The organism is Arthrobacter sp. 05T444, assembly GCF_056395905.1.
This window is the reverse complement of record NZ_JBFTKK010000002.1, coordinates 242,001-260,997: the sequence shown is the minus strand read 5'-3', so window position 1 is coordinate 260,997 and position 18,997 is coordinate 242,001. Positions and strand designations below refer to the sequence as shown.

The 18,997-nt window shown below is 66.6% G+C and carries 13 protein-coding genes; 4 read left to right on the top strand and 9 right to left on the bottom strand.

Annotation, left to right across the window (positions count from 1 at the left end; translation table 11 throughout):
- Positions 1–50: 50 nt before the first annotated feature.
- Genes AC1DD3_RS03370 through AC1DD3_RS03360 form a run of 3 tightly spaced genes read right to left on the bottom strand, consistent with a single transcriptional unit; the run spans position 51 to position 5,273 of the window.
- The gene (locus tag AC1DD3_RS03370) at positions 51–1,613 is read right to left on the bottom strand and encodes an FAD-dependent oxidoreductase (protein ID WP_476880935.1); all 1,563 of its coding nucleotides are present in this window, start codon (positions 1,611–1,613) and stop codon (positions 51–53) included.
- Positions 1,610–3,796 (bottom strand): molybdopterin oxidoreductase family protein, encoded by a 2,187-nt coding sequence (locus tag AC1DD3_RS03365; RefSeq protein ID WP_476880934.1) that lies wholly within the window; start codon positions 3,794–3,796, stop codon positions 1,610–1,612. Before AC1DD3_RS03365 ends, AC1DD3_RS03370 begins: the two co-directional genes overlap by 4 nt.
- 1 nt (position 3,797) lies before the next feature.
- On the bottom strand, positions 3,798–5,273 hold the full coding sequence (locus tag AC1DD3_RS03360; RefSeq protein ID WP_476880933.1) for an MFS transporter: 1,476 nt from the start codon (positions 5,271–5,273) through the stop codon (positions 3,798–3,800).
- A gap of 280 nt (positions 5,274–5,553) precedes the next feature.
- Here AC1DD3_RS03360 and AC1DD3_RS03355 point away from each other — a divergent pair, with 280 nt between their 5' ends.
- Positions 5,554–6,963: an MFS transporter gene (locus AC1DD3_RS03355; RefSeq protein ID WP_230119923.1), complete on the top strand. Its 1,410-nt coding sequence runs from the start codon at positions 5,554–5,556 to the stop codon at positions 6,961–6,963.
- Between the two features lie 119 nt (positions 6,964–7,082).
- Here the strand turns inward: AC1DD3_RS03355 and AC1DD3_RS03350 are convergent, their stop codons facing one another.
- Both AC1DD3_RS03350 and AC1DD3_RS03345 read right to left on the bottom strand, forming a co-directional pair.
- Positions 7,083–8,867 carry an acetyl/propionyl/methylcrotonyl-CoA carboxylase subunit alpha gene (locus tag AC1DD3_RS03350; RefSeq protein WP_230119927.1) on the bottom strand — a complete coding sequence of 595 codons (1,785 nt, stop codon included), beginning with the start codon at positions 8,865–8,867 and terminating at the stop codon, positions 7,083–7,085.
- A gap of 241 nt (positions 8,868–9,108) precedes the next feature.
- A complete protein-coding gene (locus AC1DD3_RS03345) occupies positions 9,109–9,783 on the bottom strand; it encodes a Maf family protein (RefSeq protein WP_230119922.1) in 675 nt (224 codons plus the stop codon).
- 186 nt (positions 9,784–9,969) lie between these two features.
- On the opposite strand from AC1DD3_RS03345, the gene AC1DD3_RS03340 reads away from it, so the two are divergent.
- A complete protein-coding gene (locus AC1DD3_RS03340; protein WP_230119921.1) occupies positions 9,970–10,206 on the top strand; it encodes a hypothetical protein in 237 nt (78 codons plus the stop codon).
- A 117-nt stretch (positions 10,207–10,323) separates the two neighbouring features.
- Positions 10,324–11,667, top strand: a complete 1,344-nt coding sequence (locus tag AC1DD3_RS03335; protein WP_476880932.1) for an HNH endonuclease — start codon at positions 10,324–10,326, stop codon at positions 11,665–11,667.
- A gap of 325 nt (positions 11,668–11,992) precedes the next feature.
- Here the strand turns inward: AC1DD3_RS03335 and AC1DD3_RS03330 are convergent, their stop codons facing one another.
- Positions 11,993–14,536, bottom strand: coding sequence for an MMPL family transporter (locus AC1DD3_RS03330; protein ID WP_476880931.1), 2,544 nt, complete (start codon positions 14,534–14,536; stop codon positions 11,993–11,995).
- Between the two features lies 1 nt (position 14,537).
- Positions 14,538–15,284 carry a TetR/AcrR family transcriptional regulator gene (locus tag AC1DD3_RS03325; protein ID WP_476880930.1) on the bottom strand — a complete coding sequence of 249 codons (747 nt, stop codon included), beginning with the start codon at positions 15,282–15,284 and terminating at the stop codon, positions 14,538–14,540.
- 209 nt (positions 15,285–15,493) lie between these two features.
- Between AC1DD3_RS03325 and AC1DD3_RS03320 the strand changes: the two genes are divergently transcribed.
- Entirely contained in the window at positions 15,494–16,057 is a 564-nt protein-coding gene (locus AC1DD3_RS03320) for a hypothetical protein (protein WP_476880929.1), read from the top strand.
- Positions 16,058–16,109: 52 nt separating this feature from the next.
- Here the strand turns inward: AC1DD3_RS03320 and AC1DD3_RS03315 are convergent, their stop codons facing one another.
- Positions 16,110–16,814 carry an alpha/beta fold hydrolase gene (locus tag AC1DD3_RS03315; RefSeq protein ID WP_230119926.1) on the bottom strand — a complete coding sequence of 235 codons (705 nt, stop codon included), beginning with the start codon at positions 16,812–16,814 and terminating at the stop codon, positions 16,110–16,112.
- A 278-nt stretch (positions 16,815–17,092) separates the two neighbouring features.
- Entirely contained in the window at positions 17,093–17,707 is a 615-nt protein-coding gene (locus AC1DD3_RS03310; protein ID WP_230119916.1) for a dihydrofolate reductase family protein, read from the bottom strand.
- Between the last annotated feature and the right edge of the window lie 1,290 nt (positions 17,708–18,997).

Genomic DNA, 18,997 nt, shown 5'->3' with positions numbered 1-18,997 from the left:
TCCGGGTATTGCCCGCGAACTGTGACGCGGCCGAGCGGGGGACCCGGCCCTTACGCAGCTGCTGCTTGGAAGTGTTTTTCGATGAGTCCCTTGATGTCCTCGTGGCAGCCGCCGCAGCCGGTGCCGGCGCGCGTGGCCGAGGAAACCTCTGCCACGGTGGAGCAGCCCCCCGTCACCGCCTCCGTGATCTTGCCTCCGCTGACGCCCGCACACCGGCACACGGTGCTTTCCGGGTCACTGGAAGCGCCGGCTGAGGCCAGCTGGTCCGGTCCGTCAAGCCGCAGGAGCAGGGATCGGTCGGCGGGCAGCTCAGCACCACGTTCGAAGAGCTGCACCAGCTCGCCGGCGGTCCGGGGCATGCCCACGCTGACCAGGCCCTCGAGTACACCGCCGCGGGTGGTCATTTTCACGTAGCGTCCGTGCTCGGGATCGGCCCACTGGGCGATCTGGAGCCGCGGCCGGCCGTTGACCGCTCCCGCTGTCAGGACTTCCTCGTCCCACGGCTCGGCCGAGTTGTCCCCTGCCACGGCCATGTTCATGCCGCGTGCCTTGAGCACGATCACGCCGGGCTTCTCTTGGGGGAGGGCGGGCAACGAGTCCGCGTCCTCCTGGGGGCCCCCGGCAAGCAGCAGCAGGTATTCGGCGAGCCATTCGGCCTGCCGCCAGCCCGGTCCCACCAGGCCGGACGGTCCCCGGGCGGTGCGGCATTCGATGCATTCCGGCTCCGGGCAGCGGACCTCGGCGCAGTCGCCGATGGCGAAGATGTGCGGTTCGTGGTGGGCGCGGAGGCGGTGGTCCACGAGGATTCCCGTCCCCGTTGACAGCCCGCAGCCCTCCGCGAGCTCGGTACGCGGACGGACGCCGCAGGACAGGACCAGGAGGTCGCCGTCGATCGCCGAACCGTCGTCGAGCAGCAGAGCCGAGAACCCGCCGTCGGGAGCGTTGTGCTCAACGCCCGTGGAACGGGCGTTGCCGGCAACGCGGACACCGCAGTTGCGGAGGCTGGCGGCTAGCACCGCGCCGCCCCCGCGGTCGATGTTGCGGCCCAGCGGGTGCGGACCGTTGTGGACCACGGTAACCGTGGCGCCTTCCTCGGCCGCGGCGAGGGCCGTCTCGAGGCCCAGGACACCGCCGCCGAGCACCACCACCCGCTTGCGCCCGGCAACAGCCTTGCGGAGCACCTCGGCGTCGCGCAGGTCACGCAGTGCCGTGACGCCTTCCGGCAGGACCGGGGCCGCAGGGTCGGGGTTGATGCCGGTGAGGTTGGGGATGACCGGCCGGGAACCGGTGGCGAAGACCAGCCGGTCGTAGTGGGCCGAGGTCCCGTCAGAGAGAATGACGTTCTGCCGTGCCCGGTCCACGCGCTTGACCTTGACGCCCAGCCGGACGTCAACGCCGTCCGCGGCGAGGACCGCGGCGTCGGCCAGTGCCAGCGCTTCCGGAGTGGTGCGGCCCACGCCGAGGTCGGCCACCAGCACGCGGTTGTAGGCGGCGTCGGCCTCCTGGCCGATGACCGTCACCCCGACTTGTCCGGCCCGCACGCCGGGCAGGAGCTCGTCGACCAGCCGTGCGGCCACCGGACCAAATCCGACAATTACAATCTGCTCGCTCATGAGGCCTCCGATGTCTGAAGAACACTGGTGTTTAGTACGTTCGCGGCCAGCCGGACCCATACCTTGTTGAATTTGAATTCGGGCATCCCGGAGATGGGATCCGTGGCGGCTTCCGTCAGCCGGTTCGCGCTCTCCAGCTCCGGGAAGTGGAACGGCAGGAACACGGTCTCGGGGCGGATGGCCGTGCTGAGCTCTGCCCGGCAGACCACCTCGCCGCGCTCGTTTGCCACCGAAACCAGCGCACCGTCGGTGATGCCCATTGACGCTGCGGCCGCGGGGTGGATCTGCATCCTGGCTTCGGGCTGGGAAGCAAGGAGTTCGGAGACACGCCGCGTCTGGGCTCCCGACTGGTAGTGCTCCAGCAGGCGGCCGGTAATGAGGGTCATGGTTTTGGCCGCCGGGTCGGTATTCGCTGCCGGAGTCCGACGGCGGCGGGGCGCCACCGGGGTCATGACGGCTTTGCCGCCCGCGTGCGCAAAGGCGTCCAGGAACAGCCGCGGCGTGCCGGTGCTTCCGGCGGGGTAGGGCCAGTAGGCGGCCTCGCCCTTGTCCAGCATGGCGTAGTCGATGCCGGAGTAGTCGGCCAGGCCGCCGGCGGATGCCAGCCGGAGCTCTTCGAAAACAGTCTCCGGGTCGTCGCTGAAGGTGGACGGCGCGTCCAGGGCCTCAGCCAGCTGCGACATGATCCAGAGCTCGCTGCGGGCTCCGGCAGGCGGTTGAATTGCCTGGCGGCGGCGGAGGACGCGGCCTTCGAGGTTGGTCAGCGTGCCTTCCTCCTCGGCCCATTGAAGCACCGGCAGGACGAGGTCAGCCTCTGCGGCGGTCTCGGACATGAAGAAGTCGCAGACCATGAGGAAATCCAGGCTGCGGAGTCCGTCGATGACCGAGTTGGCGTCCGGGGATGCGACGGCGATGTTGGAGGCATGCACGAAGAGGCAGCGGACGCCGTCGGGCTGTCCCAGGGACTTCAGGAGCTGCACGGCCGGCAGTCCGGGACCGGGGATGAGGTCCTCCGGCACATTCCATACCTTGGCCATGTGGGCCCTGGCCGCGGGATCGGTGATCTTGCGGTAGCCGGGCAGCTGGTCGGCCTTCTGGCCGTGTTCGCGGCCGCCCTGGCCGTTGCCCTGGCCGGTGAGGGTGCCGTAGCCGCTGCGGGCGGTGCCCGGCAGCCCGAGCAGGAGGCTGAGGTTGATGGCCGCAGTGGCGGTGTCGGTGCCGTCCACGTGCTGTTCCACGCCGCGGCCGGTGAGGATGTAGCTGCCGCCGCGGCGGGCGCCGTCGGCAAGCCGGCGTGCCGTCTCGCGGATGAGATCGGCGGGAACGCCGGTGATGGACTGGACGCGCTCAGGCCAGAACGCGTTGACGCTGCGGACCAGTGCGTCGTAACCGTTAGTGCGGGCCTGGACGTAGTCCGTGTCCACGAGTCCTTCGTGGATGACCACGTGGGCGAGGCCGAGCAGGAGGGTGAGGTCGGTGCCCGGCAGGGGCTGGAGGTGGAGGCCGCCGCCGTCGGCTGTGAAGGCCGCGGTGGCGGACCGGCGGGGGTCCACCACGATCAGACCGCTGGCGTCGCGGACGCCCTGCAGGTGCTGGACGAAGGGCGGCATGGTCTCGGCGACGTTGGAGCCGAGCATCATGATGGTGCTGGCGGTGTCCAGTGCCTCCAGCGGAAACGGCAGCCCGCGGTCCAGGCCGAAGCTGCGCATGCCGGCCGCCGCCGCGGAGGACATGCAGAACCGGCCGTTGTAGTCGATGCGGGACGTGCCCAGCGCGATGCGGGCGAACTTGCCCAGCTGGTAGGCCTTCTCGTTCGTGAGGCCGCCGCCGCCGAAGACTCCGACTGCGTCGGCTCCGTACTTCGCGCGGGTGTCCTTGACAGCGGTGGTGATGCGGGCCAGAGCCTCGTCCCAGGTGATGGGGCGGTGGACGCCGTCGGGACCCTTCAGCATAGGCTCGGTGACGCGCCCGGGGTGGTGCAGGAGGGATGCCGAGGTCCAGCCCTTGCGGCAGAGGCCGCCGCGGTTCGTGGGGAACTCGCGGCCGCTGACTTCAAGGGCCGGCGCAGCCGGCACGGGCTCTGACCCCGGCTGGACAGCCGGGGTCAGAGCCGCTGGAGACTTGAGCGTCATGGCGCACTGCAGGGCGCAGTAAGGGCAGTGCGTGTCGGCGCTTTTGGTCATGTTAGACGTGTCCCATCGCGTTTCGGTTGGCGTTGCGGATGTAGCAGAACCAGCAGACCGCCAGCATCAGCACATAGGCGCCGACGAAGCCGTAGAACGCCGGGGTGTAGGAGCCGCTGGCCGTGTTGGAGGCGTTCAGGACCTGCGGGATAACAAACCCGCCGTAGGCGCCGATTGCGGAGATCAGGCCGAGGGCCGAGGAAGCCAGACGCTGAGTGGTGACCGTGCTGGCACCGGAGCGGGCTGCCCGGCTGGAGATGGCGAAGATCACCGGGATCATGCGGTAAGTGGCGCCGTTTCCGAAGCCGCTGGCGGTGAAGAGCATCAGGAACAGGACCAGGAAGAGCCAGAAGTTCTTCAGGGGGAGCGTCCAGATCATCGTCAGCGTGATGACGGCCATGGAGGCGAAGGCTGCAACGGTCATGCGGGCGCCGCCCATGCGGTCAGCCATGCGTCCGCCGTAGGGGCGGGCCAGGGAGCCGACCAGCGGGCCGAGGAAGGCCAGCGAAAGGGCTACGGTGCCGACTCCGATGGAGGAGAAGGCGGGGAAGTAGTCCTTGATGAGCTTCGGGAACACGCCGGCGAAACCGATGAAGGAGCCGAACGTGCCGATGTACAGCAGGGCCATGATCCACAGGTGCGGTTCCTTCAGGGCGGCCAGCGACCCCGCCACGTCTCCCTTGGCACTCGTGAGGTTGTCCATGTACTTGTAGGCGCCGAAGGCAGCGATCAGGATCAGCGGAACCCACATGAGGCCTGCGACCGGAAGGTTGACAGTGCCGGCGGCAAGGAGCGTGATGGCGATCGGAACGGCAAGCTGCGCGACGGCGGCACCCATGTTTCCGCCCGCGGCGTTCAGTCCCAGGGCCCAGCCCTTTTCACGCGCCGGGTAGAAGAAGGTGATGTTCGCCATGGAGCTGGCGAAGTTGCCGCCGCCGAAGCCGGCCAGGGCCGCCACGAGCAGCATGACGCCGAACGGTGTGTCCGGGTTGGAGACGCACATCGCCAGGCCGACCGAGGGAATCAGAAGGAGTGTCGCCGAAACGATCGTCCAGTTCCGGCCGCCGAAGCGCGGGACCATGAAGGTGTAGGGGATGCGGAGCGTGGCGCCTACGAGACTCGGCATGGAGATGAGCCAGAAGATTTCCGACGTGCTGAAGGTAAAGCCTGCGGCCGGAAGCTGGACCACAACGATGGACCAGAGCTGCCAGACAACGAAGCCGAGGAATTCGGCGAAGATGGACCAGTTGAGGTTCCGGCGCGCAATGGCGCGGCCCTGGGTTTCCCACTGGTGCTTGTTCTCTGCATCCCAGTTGGCGATCCAGCGGCCGGGGCGGACCTCAAGGGCGGGGGCGTCTGTGGTGGGGGCTGAAGCGGGCTGCGCGTTGGCGGAACCTGAGGCGCTTCCGAGCCACGGCTCGGCGGCAAGATCGAGGGAATTGCCGGTGCCGGTATCTGCGGGGCGGTCAGCAGTCACGGTGTACCTCCTTGGGGAATGTTGTTCTTCCAAGGTAGGGAAGCCGCGTTTCGCGGACGGTCGCGGTTTGTTAACGTGCTGTGACATTTGCCTATCAGCCTTCTGCCTGCAGCGTTAGGCTAACTGGGCGACGCCATTTTGAGACAACCCGATTTGTCCGCATGGTGGACGATTTGTCCATTGAATGGACTGCGGGAACTAATATTGAACTCTGTTTTATCCCGTAGTTGGACGGCGGTCGGAAGCATCGTCCGTCCAGTCCTAGTGAAAGCGCCACTACATGTCATCCACTGCCACCTCGCAGCCCGGCTCCGCCAAGCAGGTGAACTCGCGCGGCCGCGTGATCGTCGCGAGCCTCATCGGCACCACCGTCGAGTTCTACGACTTTTACGTGTACGCCACCGCCGCGGTGCTCGTCTTCCCGAAGCTGTTCTTTCCGGGCCAGAACGAAACCACCCAGCTGTTGAGCTCCTTCGCAGTCTTCGGCGTCGCGTTCATCGCCCGCCCGCTTGGATCCGTGGTCTTTGGCCACTTCGGGGACAAGTTCGGCCGCAAGGGCACCCTCGTGGCGTCCCTGCTGACCATGGGTATTGCAACGTTCCTGATCGGCTGCCTGCCAACGGCCACGGTCCCGGGCTGGCAGTTCTGGGCTCCGGCGCTGCTGGTGATCATGCGCTTTGCACAGGGCCTGGCCCTCGGCGGCGAATGGAGCGGAGCGGCCCTCCTTGCAACCGAGAACGCCCCGGCCAACAAACGCGCCATCTACGGCACGTTCCCGCAGCTGGGCGCGCCCATCGGCTTCATCATCGCCAACGTGATCTTCCTGGTGGCCAACTACACCCTCACCCCGGCCGCCTTCGAAGCCTGGGGCTGGCGGGTGCCGTTCCTGCTCAGCGCCGTCATGGTGATCATCGGCCTCTACGTGCGGCTCAAGCTCATCGAAACGCCGGCCTTCACAAAGGTCCTCGAATCCAACGAAGTGGCCAAGCTCCCCATCGGCCGGGTCTTCAAGTCCAGCTGGCGTCCGCTCATCCTGGGCACGTTCATCATGCTGGCAACGTATGTGCTGTTCTACCTCATGACCACCTTCACGCTGACCTACGGCACCCGCCCGGCCACTCTGGAAGCGGCCAAAGCGGCAGCGGAAAAGACCGGCAAGCCGATGACCGAGGCCGCAGCCGCTGCCTTTGTCCCGGGCCTGGGCTACACGCGCAACGACTTCCTGTGGATGCTGATCGCGGGCGTGGTGTTCTTCGGAATCTTCACGCTGGTCTCAGGCCCGCTGGCCGAAAAGTACGGGCGCCGCAAGATGCTAATCGCCGTCACCTCGGGCATCTTTGTCTTCGGCCTGCTGTTCGTCCCGCTGTTCAGCGGCGGCTTCGTGGGCACCATGGCTGTGCTGATCCTCGGCTTCACCCTGATGGGCCTCACCTTCGGACCCATGGGCGCCCTGCTGCCAGAGCTGTTCCCGACCAACGTCCGATACACGGGATCGGCCGTGAGCTACAACGTCTCCAGCATCCTCGGTGCGGCCGTGGCGCCGTTCATCGCCGTGTGGCTGTGGGAAACGGCGAAGGGTAGCCCGGTCCTGGTGGGCGTGTACCTAAGCGTCATGGCAGTGCTGACGCTGATTGCACTCTTCCTGAGCAAGGAAACCCGGGACCTGGACTACGAAAACAACGTGGCCTGACGCCTCGGTTCCTGCCGGCCCACTGGTTCGGCAGATGAAAATGCCCGGTGTGAAATTCACACCGGGCATTTTCATGTGCTGTTTCGCGTCACCTCGGGGTGGGGCGGCCTTAGAGCGGATCAGTCCTCGATGGTGGTGATGACGGCGCCCGCGGCCACCGTCAGACCCGCTGTTGCGGCCAGTCCGGTGATTGTGCCGGAACGGTGGGCTGTCAGCGGTTGCTCCATTTTCATGGCTTCAAGCACGACGACGAGATCCCCTTCGGCGACGACGTCACCGTCGGACACGGCCACCTTCACGATAGTTCCCTGCATGGGCGAGGTCAGCGCATTGCCGCCGGCCGCCACTGCGGCGCCGCCTGAGCGGCTCCGCTTCTTGGACTTGGCCGGCTTTCCGCCGCCGGTGGGCGCGCCGCCGAATCCGAGTGACGCGGGCAGTGCCACTTCAAGGCGCTTGCCGCCAACCTCCACCACGACGGTCCGGCGTTCGCCGGCTTCCTCCGCTTCGGAGACGGCTCCAGCGGGCGTCCAGGCGGGGAGGTCGTTGACGAACGCCGTTTCAATCCACCGGGTGTGGACCTTGAAGGGGCCCTCGGCGGGAGCGAAGTCCGGGTTGCTGACGACGGCCAGGTCGAAGGGGATGACGGTGGGGATGCCTTCCACCACCATCTCCTCCAGAGCCCGGCGGGAACGCTGCAGGGCCTGGGCGCGGGTACTGCCGGTGACGATCAGCTTGGACAGCATGGAGTCGAAATTGCCGCTGATGACGTCGCCCTGCTCCACGCCCGAGTCGATGCGGATGCCCGGGCCGGTGGGGTTCTTCAGCGCGGTGATCGTGCCCGGGGCGGGCATGAAGTTGCGGCCCGGGTCCTCGCCGGTGATGCGGAATTCGATGGAGTGCCCGCGGACCTCGGGATCACCGTAGCCCAGTTCCTCGCCGCGGGCGAGGCGGAACTGTTCGCGGACGAGATCGATCCCGGTGACTTCCTCGGAGACGCAGTGCTCCACCTGGAGGCGGGTATTGACCTCAAGGAAGGAGATGGTGCCGTCCTGGCCCACAAGGAATTCGCAGGTGCCGGCGCCGAGGTACCCGGCTTCCTTCAGGATGGCCTTGGAGGACTGGTAGAGGCGCTGGTTCTGTTCTTCGGTGAGGAAGGGGGCAGGCGCCTCCTCGACGAGCTTCTGGTTGCGGCGCTGCAGCGAGCAGTCACGGGTGGAGACGACGACGACGTTGCCGTGCGCGTCGGCGAGGCACTGGGTCTCAACATGGCGGGGGGCGTCCAGGAAGCGCTCGATGAAGCACTCGCCCCGGCCGAACGCCGCGGTGGCCTCACGCACGGCGGATTCGAAGAGCTCGGGGATTTCCTCGCGGGTGCGGGCTACCTTGATGCCGCGTCCGCCGCCGCCAAAGGCCGCCTTGATGGCGACCGGCAGGCCGAACTTGTCCACGAATTCGAGGATTTCCTCAGCGGATTCAACGGGATCGGCGGTGCCGGGAACCTGCGGGGCGCCAACCTTTTCGGCGATGTGGCGGGCCTGGACCTTGTCGCCGAGGGCGGAAATGGCTCCCGGGGACGGTCCGATCCAGGTGATGCCTGCCCCGATGACCATGGCCGCGAACTGCGCATTTTCAGCGAGGAAGCCGTAACCGGGGTGGATGGCATCGGCGCCGGACTGGTGGGCTGCCTCGATCAGCTTTTCCATCACCAGGTAGGATTCTGCGGCGGTATTGCCGCCCAGTGCATAGGCCTCGTCTGCCAGCCGGACATGGAGGGCATCGCGGTCGGGATCGGCATAGACGGCAACGGAGGCTATGCCTTCGTCACGTGCTGCGCGGATGATGCGGACTGCGATCTCACCGCGGTTCGCGATCAGAACCTTGGTCAGTCGCTTGGAGCTCGTCAGGGCGGCGCCTGCGGAGCTTGGGACGGTGGTGCCGGCACCTGCGATGGCGCTGGCGTTAGGGCCGCCGCTCGCCGCGGATTGCTCTGGACTTGCGGACTGCTCCGAATTTGCTGACAAGGCGTCTCCTTCTTTCCTTCAGGGAGCCTAGCGCGATTTTGAGGGTTCCGCCGATATTGCTTGCGGATTCCGCGCGTAATGCCCCGAACCTTTGTAGGGAAGCTACAAAGAGCTGCGAATCAACTCACTCTGCGCGGACCTCCGCGGGATCAACGGCCCCGCCGGTCCAAAGGTCGGTGACGTCCACCGCCGCCTGCCCCAGCAACCCGCGCAGGGTCGAGATGGAGAGTCCGACGACGGTGTGCGGGTCGCCGTCGACCTTGCGGATGAAGGCTCCGCCGTAGCCGTCGATCGTGAAGGAGCCCGCGCACTGGAGCGGCTCGCCGGTGGCGATGTAGCTGTCGATCTCGGCCTCGCTCATGTCCATGAAGTGCACCTCGGCGGAGCAGACGGAACCGAGCGTCGCCCCGGAGCCGGGGCCGCCGTCGTCATTTGAATCGGTGTCCCGGCAGTCCACGAGCCAGTGTCCGGTGTGCAGCACGCCCATGCTGCCGCTCATCCGGAGCATCCGCTCCTTGGCGACCTCCGGGGTGTAGGGCTTGCCGTGGGCCTCGCCGTCGAACTCGAAGACCGAATCGCAGCCGATCACCAGGGCGCCCTCGGCCTCCGGAAGCGAGGCTACGGCCTCGGCCTTTGCCCGGGCCAGCAGCAGGGCGGTATCGTGCGGGTCGGTCACGCCGTAGCGGGCCTGAACGGCGTCCTCGTCCACATCGGAGACGAGGACCTTGTGAGCGATGCCTGCGTTGCTGAGCAACTTGGTGCGGGCGGGGGACTGGGAGGCAAGAATGAGGCGGGTCACCGCTCCAGCCTAATCCCGGAAGCCGTTTCGGATCCGCTGCAACAGCCCACCCTTAAATGTCACAGCCCACAGGAACACTTGCATCATCGACGGAATCAGGGATCGGAAGGGGCCTCAACAATGGCCGGACGCGATGATTACGACAGCCGTGGCTTGATCACCATGGGGAACCGCATGCTTCGGGAAATGACTTTGCCCGAGGATACTGCCGGGCTGATCGAACACTACCGGCGGCTGGACGAGCTGAGCTCTGCACTGAGGACCGTTAGGACGCGTCTTGAAGTCGCGGTCGTCCTCAGCCGTGTGCCGGCAGCTACGTCCGGGATGGGGGCCTCCCCGATGGCCGCCGAAGCGGATGATCGGCTTCGGCGGGCCCTCAGTAACGTGATGGCCCTTATTGTCAGAGCCCACAGCGACACTTGAGCTATGAACGGTAATTGGGGGTCCGACGCGGTTCCGGCCGCAGTGGGGTACGGTTGCGCCTGCAGCTGCTGTCAGGCGCCGGCAACGGACGATGCAGCCTTAGCCCTGTGCGCAGGCATGGCCGAGCAGGACGGTGCCCGCCTGATTGATGAGATCCGGACACTGGAAGACAGAAAGTCTGCCTTGGCTGCCCGTCAGGCCCGCCTGTCCGTCGCCTTCGACCAGCTGCAGCGCCGGCAGAAGTCTGACGTCGGGATCCCCGCTGACCAGCTCGGGGCAGGCATTGGAGCACAGATTGCCCTCGCGCGTCGCGAATCCCCGGCCAAGGGAAACCGGTTGTTGGGCCTGGCCAAGGCCTTGGTGATTGAGATGCCGCACACGCTCGCTGCCTTGGAGGCGGGGCAGCTGAACGAGTGGCGGGCCACGTTGCTGGTGCGCGAAACGGCGTGTCTGTCCTCCGCGGACCGCTGTGGCGTCGACGAGGAACTCGCGCCCGACGCAGGAACGCTGGCCGGTGTAGGAGACCGGGCACTGGTGGCCGCCGCCCGTACCGCCGCCTATCGCCGCGACCCGCGCTCCGTCACGCAGCGCGCCGCCCACGCCGCCACCGAACGGCACGTCAGCCTCCGTCCCGCTCCGGACACCATGTGCTACTTGACCGCCCTGTTGCCCGTCTCGGCCGGTGTGGCCGTGCACGCAGCGCTCAGCCGCCACGCGGACTCCCTCCGCTCCGGCGGGGATGAACGTTCCCGGGGGCAGATCATGGCCGACGCCCTGGTTGAAAGGATCACGGTTACACCAGGCGGGATCACGGGGATCGAGATCCAGCTCATCATGACCGACCGCACGCTGTTCCAGGGCGACTCCGAACCGGCCCGGCTGCCCGGTTACGGTGTGGTCCCGGCGGGCTGGGCAAGGGATGCCGTCAAGGAAGCCGCTGCAATGGAAGGCGTGTTCTCCGCTTCCAACGACGTTGAGGCATGGCTGCGACGGCTCTACGCGGCTCCGGGTGCCGGAGAGCTGGTTGCGATGGATTCCCGGGCCAGACTGTTCCCCGCCGGGCTGCGCCGCTTCATCGAGGCCCGCGACCACACCTGCCGCGCCCCGTACTGTGATGCTCCGGTCCGCCACTATGACCACATCGTTCCGTGGCATCGCGGCGGACCCACCACCCACGGAAACGGTGCCGGGCTCTGCGAAGCCTGCAACCACACTAAAGAAGCGCCTGGTTGGACAGTGAAGCCCCTTGGTTCCCGCGACGCCGGCCGGTTCAGGCACACTCTCGAAATCCGGACCCCGACGGACCACAGTTACCGCTCCACTGCGCCACCTTTGCCCGGAACTCAGCTTGACGCTTCGAACGCGGAAGCCTGCCGGCGCAGACGTGAACTCCGGCGCTCCGCGAAGGTTCGTAGGCGGGCAAGGGGTGTGCTCGCGGCGGAAGCTCCTCGCGCGGCCTGAGCTGGCAGCGAGTGGTCCGCCGTGTCATGCAGCCGTGCACCTTCACTGTTGCGGCGCGTGCCCGTCCGCGTGCTCGGGTGGCCAGACCGATGTCGCGCGTTTTCTTCCGCTCAGGACAACGCCGAGGAGTTCGTTGGCGAGTCGTTTCGCATCACCGAAGTGTTCGAGCGTGCAGTCGGGCGACGCGGCGACGGCCTAGGGATGCGAGGCAGCGTAGGCGTCCCACTTGCGATCAGCTGCTTGAACATCAGGTGGGGCGACAGGATGAGAATGCACCTCCACGTCGCAGGAGCGGTGCGAAAGCTGCCAGCAGCGCCAGACGAGATCAGCCGGCCGGAGCTTCGGCGGGTTCGGGCACAGAGGCAGCGGCCGCCGTCGTGCTTGGTTTGCGGAGGCGCGCGCCTTCCACATCCACGTCGGGCAGGATGCGGTCCAGCCAGCGAGGCAGCCACCAAGCCTTATCGCCGAGCAGGTACATTGCGGCCGGGACGATCGTCATGCGCACCACGAACGCGTCCACCAGCACGCCGAAGGCCATCGCGAAGCCAAGCGGCCGGACCATGGTCAGGTGCGAGAAGATGAAGCCGGCAAAGACGCTGACCATGATGATCGCAGCGGCGGTGACCACGGCTGCGGCGTGGCTGAACCCGCTGCGAACGGCGTGCCTGGCCGGTTGCCCATGCGTGTACGATTCGCGCATTCCGGAAGTGATGAACACCTGGTAGTCCATGGCCAGCCCGAACAGCACGCCTATCAGGATGATGGGCAGGAAGCTCAGCACCGCACCCGGGTTTGCGACGTCGAACACGGTCCCCAGCCAGCCCCACTGGTAGACGGCAACCACCGCGCCGAACGCGGCGGCGAGTGAGAGCAGAAAACCGCCGGTGGCGAGCAGCGGCACCACGACGGAGCGGAACGCCAGCAGCAGCAGGATCAGGGAAAGCCCGACGACGATGGCCAGATAGGGCGGCAGGGCGTCACCGAGCTTCGTGGAGACGTCCACGTTGCCGGCGGTCTGGCCGGTGAGCCCGATACTGACTCCCGTGGCGTCCCTGATTTCCGCGTTCCGGCCGCGGAGCTCGGAAACCACCCTGACGGTGCTGGCGCTTGCCGGGCCTTCTTTGGGGATCACCTGGAACACCGCGGTGCGGCGGTCCTCGCTCAGCGCCACGGGGACCGCGGCGGTGACGCCGTCCACGCCTCGGAGGATGTCGGCGACGTCGAACTGCTTGGTCTGCGCTTCGGACTCGCTAAGTCCGGCGGGGAAATCGCCCACCACCACGATGGGGCCGGTGACGCCTTCGCCGAAGCTTCGGCCGGTGACGTCATAGGCTTTGAAGGCCTGGGAATCCACCGGTTCGGAACCGCCGTCGGGGAGCGCCAGCCGGAGCTGGCTGGCCGGCAGCGCCACCAGACCGAGCAGGACCACGCCGGCGAGCAGCGCCAGAACTGGGTGCCGCGTGACCAGCCCACCCCAGCCGTGGCTGCTCCGGTGCTCTTCCTTGGCCCGGTCCTCTGCGTCGTGGCCGGGCGCGGCGTTGTGCGCCTCGGCTTTCGCCCAGGCCCTCTTGGAGATGAGCTTCCTGCCCACTAGCGAGAGGACTGCCGGAGTCAGGGTCAGGGCCACGACGACGGCGACGGCCACGGTCGCGGCGGCCGACACACCCATGACAGCGAGGAACGGCAGTCCGGGGACCACCAGTGCGGCCAGGGCAATGATCACGGTCAGCCCGGCGAAAAGTACGGCGTTGCCGGAGGTGCCCGTCGCCAGCGCAACCGATTCTTCGCCCTCCATGCCGGCCAGCAGCTGGCTCCGGTGGCGGTTGACTATGAACAGTGAGTAATCGATGCCGACAGCGAGGCCCAACATCAGCGCGAGCATGGGCGAGATGGAGCTCATGCTAATTACCCCCGTCAGGGCAAAGGTTCCGCCCACCCCGGCCGCCACGCCCACGAGGGCCATGAGCAGCGGGAGCCCGGCCGCAATCAGAGTGCCCAACATGACGATGAGGACCAGGGCGGCGATGGCAATGCCTACGATCTCGGAGATGCCGAACAGTTCCGAGACATCCTCGGTGATTTCCTTGCTGGCCAAGGCGGTGACCCCAGCGGAGTCCACCCCACTGGCGATGTCCTGGACCTGCTCCCTGACCGAGGGCGCCAGGGCATTGATCGAGGTCTTGAACTGGACCTGGGCGATGGCGGCCTTGCCGTCAGCGGAGACAAAACGCATCCCCTGGGAAGCGGCGAGCTGGCGCTTGGCGAGTGCCAGATTTGCCGCGCCGGTCTCCAGTTCCTTGATGCCGGCGTCGAGCTTTTCCCGACCCGCAGCGAGGGCTGCTTTCTGCTGCGCCAGCTGCCCTTCAACCTCTGCCGCCGGAAGCCCGGCGGCAGACATTTGCTGCGCGGCGGCGTCGAGCTGGGCCTTGCCCGCCACGAGCTGAGCGCGTGCCCTATCCAGCTCGGTCTGTCCCGCCGCCGCCTTCTGCTCACCGGCGGTGATGGCCTCGGCGGCCTTGTCCACCTGCGCCTGGGTGGCGAACGGATCCACGGTCCCCTGGACATCGGGGAGAGTCTCCAGCTTGGCGAGGGCGGCGGAGACGGCGTCCTTTCCGGCCTGGCTGAACCGGGCGTCATTGGCTTCGAAGACAATTCCCGCGGAACCTCCCGAAGACTGGGGAAGATCCTGCTTCAGCTTGTCCAGCATGCGCTGGGTTTCAGTACCCGGGATCTGGAAATTGTTGGACATGGTTCCGTGGAACGCGGCTGCTGAGCCGCCGACAGCCACGAGGACCGCCAGCCAGAGCGAGATGACGATCCACCGGTGCCCGTAGGAAAACTTGCCGAGTCGGTAAAGCAGAAGTGCCATGTCAGGACCGTTCTGAGGAGTGCGGGGCAGGGGAGTCGCTTTGTAGGGGCTGGGATGCCGGAGAATCCGGGTGCTGCGGAGCCGAGGCGGCGAAGCCGGAACCCAGCAGTGCCATCGAATCGATCAGCAGTTGCCGGAGGATGGCCAGTGATTCCGCCGAGAGGTCTGTTCCGCAGCGGCTGAACCACACCTCCATCGCGGCCTTCCCGCAGGAGATGACGGAAGCGGCGAGGGCCCGCAGGTAGAGCTCGTCCATGTCCCCGTCCATGTCCACGGCCGGGTTCCGGGCGGCGCGCTCTCGGGCGGCAGCGATGATCTGCTCGGTGCAGTGGTCCCACGCCTCAAGCTCGGACCGGGCCAGCAGGGGACTGGCATGAGTCAGGCTGAAGAGCTCGGCCATCGGTGCGACCGTCATGGGGTCGGCGAGCTCAACGAGGGCTGCGCGGGCTGACTCAAGGATGGGCTCGTCCGCCGGTCGGAGCCGGAACTGCTCCAGCGCAGTGTCGAGGAAGCCGTGCGTCACCGAAGCGATGGCCGCCTCGGTGCTGCTGAAGTAGTTGAAGAAAGTGCGGCGGGAGATGCCTGCCGACTCGGCAATGTCCTCCACGGTGAAATTGCCGGGGCCTGCGCTGCGCAGAAGCCCCAGGGTTGAATCCGAGATGGCCTGGCGGGTCGCGGCTTTGTTGAGTTCGCGCCGCGAAGGTGATGCCGGCGGCTGGGCGGCCGGCGGAGAAATGGAAGTGAACACGCAGTTACACTACGTGCATCTTTGCACTCTGCGCAAGAAAAGCCCTCAACGTCAGCCTCAGCCGTCATAGGTTCCGCACGGGATTCATATGTACTTCACAGGCCCTTCATAGCCGCCACTTATGTGGGTGGTGCAAGCTGGTCTCATGGCCGGTACGGCCGGCGAGGATGGAGCCGTCGTCTCCGTAAGGCAGATCCAGGAGAGAGATCATGAAGCGTACGAAGAAAATGGCACTCAGCCTTGGCATGGCGGCCGTGGCGCTTGGTGCCGGGTTTGGTGTGACGGGAATGGCTGCCGCCTCGACGGCCACTCCGACTCCAACGCCCAGCTCCAGTAGCCCTTCCGGCAATGCTCCCGACGCGCAGCGGTTCGACGGCGGGGGCAGGCATGGGCACGGACACGGTCACGGGGAACACGGCGATAGGGCCGCGGCGCTCGCGTCCAAACTGGGCGTCGATCAGGCCAAGGTCGCCGACGCGCTAAGGACATTCCGTGATGCAAACCGGCCTTCTGCGCCCCGCGCCGACGGGCAAAAGCCGGACCAGGCTGCGATGGAGTCGGCATTGGCCGCATCGCTGGCACAGTCCCTCGGAATAGACGAGGCCAAGGTCAAGACCGCACTGGAAGAACTGCGCACTGAGGCGCAGAAGAGCCGGGCGGCAGCTTTGAAGTCGCGCCTCGACCAGGCGGTTACTGACGGCACGCTGACGCAGGCTGAGGCGGACGCGGTGACTAAGGCGGTCGAAAACGGCGTGATCGGCGGCGGCCACTAGCCTTCCGAATGCTGCGCCGCTTCCGAATGCTGCGTGCCCTGTCCGGCGCGGGCTATGAGGCGCGGTTGACCGCGGCCAGGATAGCCGCGCCCAGTTCGGCCGGCTTGGTGAACTGCGGCCAGTGCCCCGTTGGCAGGTCCACCAGCTCGACGTCGCGTATGCGTGCCAATTCCTCCACGTACGGGTGGCCCGCGTCCATCCACTCGGTGAGCAGGGTCGTCGGGAACTCGCAGGCGATCACGGTGGCCGGGACTTCGTAACGCCGCTCGTCATGAAGATGCTGCCGGTCATAAGCCACGCCTTTGGGCTCCGGGATGGCGCGTGCCCGGAACATGGTCCGCAGCCCGTCGTCCAGATCGACGAGGTCCTCGTCGTCGAAGCCGTCCCACGGCGGAAGCGGCACGTCGTCCCCTTCGGCCGGTAGTTGGTCGTTGATGACGCCGCCCTCTCCCAGCGGACCGCTGTCCACGTAGATGGCATGAACCACGCGGTCCGGACGCCTGTCGATGGCGCCATGGATGATCGCGCCACCGCCCGAGTGGCCCACCAGCACCACCGGGCCGTCGAGCGCGTCTACCGCCGCCACGACGGCGTCGATGTGGTCGCGCAAGCCTATGCCGGCACGCGGTGCGTCTGCTGCCTCCAGGCCGGGCAGCGTCATGGGGTGGACGCGGTGCCCCGCCGCGACGAGCGGGGGCGTCACCTCCGACCACGAAGAAGCGTCCAGCCAGAATCCGGGAACCAGGATGACGTCCATGGACGGTACCCTACCCCAACGCCCGCGCACGGCAGGTGCCCCGGCGGCGATTCGGCTTAAGCTATGCCTGGGGTCGGCCAGCTCCCGGCCCTGCGCAGCCGCGGCGGAACCATCGGCGGCTGCCCGGTCATCCGCGGGGGAGTCATCCGAGAAGGGATCACTGGAGCGGGGGGTGCGGTGCAGAGCGCCTCGTCCAGGATGCCCCGGCGCTTGGCCACAAGGGCGGGTACGAGGGCCTGCCCGGCCACGTTGACAGCCGTGCGGGAGGCCGGCAGCGCCTACGGAGTTAGCTGACGCCGGCGATAGCGGATGTGGGTGGTCAGCGGTGAGTGAAGCACCTCGGCGGGTTCGAAGCCGAAGGATTCAACCCCGTCGAAGATGCGCTCGCCCGAACCGAGCAGGACCGGTGCGATGTCGAGGGTGAGCTCGTCGATCACGCCGGCGATGAGTGCCTGTCGGACGGTCGAGGCCCCACCGGCGATGTCCACGCCGTTGTCCCCGGCGGCCTGGCACGCTGCGGAGTAGGCCGCGTCGAAGCCCTCGGTGACGAAGTGGAAGGTCGTCCCGCCGTCCATCTGGATGGGGTCATGGCCGTGATGGGTCAACACGAACACCGGCGCGTGGTACGGCGGTTCGGCTCCCCACCACCCGGTCCATTCCTCATCCCAGTCCCCGCGGATCGGGCCGAACATGTTCCGACCCATTACATACGCGCCCCGCGGGCGCATGAGCCACTCGTTCGCGACCTTGTCGGCATGGTTCGCTCGCGGGTCGCCGATGTGCCAGCCGTGCAGCTCCAGCCCCCGCTTGCCCAGAGGGTCCTCGCGGCTCTGGTCCGGCCCGGCGACGAAGCCGTCCAGCGAGATTGACATGTGGCAGGTGGTGTCTGGCACCGCGAACCTCCTGAGTCAATGCGACTTGCATGCGGTCGCGTGTGGATTGTGGCGATGCTAGCACGGGATGGCATCCTCGCCGACCGCCTCCGGCGGCGGGTCGCCGACAGGGTTTCCTCCTAAGCCCATCCGGCCTTCAATTCAATCGCGGCCCCCCAATTCGCCCACGAGTGGGCCGAATCTGGTCAAGACCAGCCACGATTCGACTCGCAGAAGCGGTACTGACCGTTCTTGTATTTGCCATTTCATTCGGATTGTCACCCGCGGCGATCTGGTTGCTGCCGGCTGGGATAAGTTGTCGGAAATATTCTCCGGACCATTGCCCCCGGTTGTCTCTGCGCTTCTGATCCTGGCGTTCTGGATGCCACCACAACTCCTGCGATTCGATTTAGGACAGTAGGACTACCATGTCGGAATGAAGACGCCGGCGCGATCAGCTCTCCCTTCCTGGCTTTCTGAAATGCGCGGTGGAAATGCAAAAACGGAACTCACTGTGTCTGAGTTCTTTCCCATGGACCTTCCAGCATTTTGCCGGGTCTTCAACCCTGCTCGCGCTACCGGAGTCTCCAGGAGCTGGACAGAAGTGGCTGGAAAGGCCGCCACTATTACCGGTCGCACGCAATGGCGGGATGTCGCCATCCAGCCCGGTGCCTCTGGACTGCCCCGCTTGGACCCGATAATGGGCGGCATCGACATGGAGGTAGCGGCTGCGTTGGCGTCCGTTTTGGGTGAACACACCCAGACTCCAGACCCTGTCTATTTTCTTGCGTGGGCGGGTTACGCCGGCCTAAATGATGCCTACCGTGGTTCGGAGACTGTCCTTGGCTCTTATGGCAGGCAGATGCATGTGCTGCACGGTTCGCTTGTAGATGTGGGCCCATCTGCGGCGGCTAGAGAGGCGGATATGCCTCTCTGGTGGATCCCCGAGGACGGTTCCTGGGCAGTCGGCAATGACATCTATGCGCGCAGCGTGTACGTAGGGGGATCTGCAGAGTGCATCGGAGACGTACTCCGGACACCCGTGCTGGAGTGCGTCCGAGTGGCAGCAAGCGAGCAAGTGGTCGCAGAGGATTATTAAATAGCGACGTTCACTGCCCCGACATCGGCCCGCTGGGTCAGCTGATCATCGGCTCCGCTATTCGGTTCGAGGAACCTACGAGGACAATTTTGCCCCCTAGCCATTCGAAGCGAATCGCTAGGGGGCAAGGATCATGACTTCGCCGGTTTACGCAGCAGCAGTGCCACGAGCAGGACGGTGATCAGGCACAGTCCAGCGTTCGCTCCAATGGC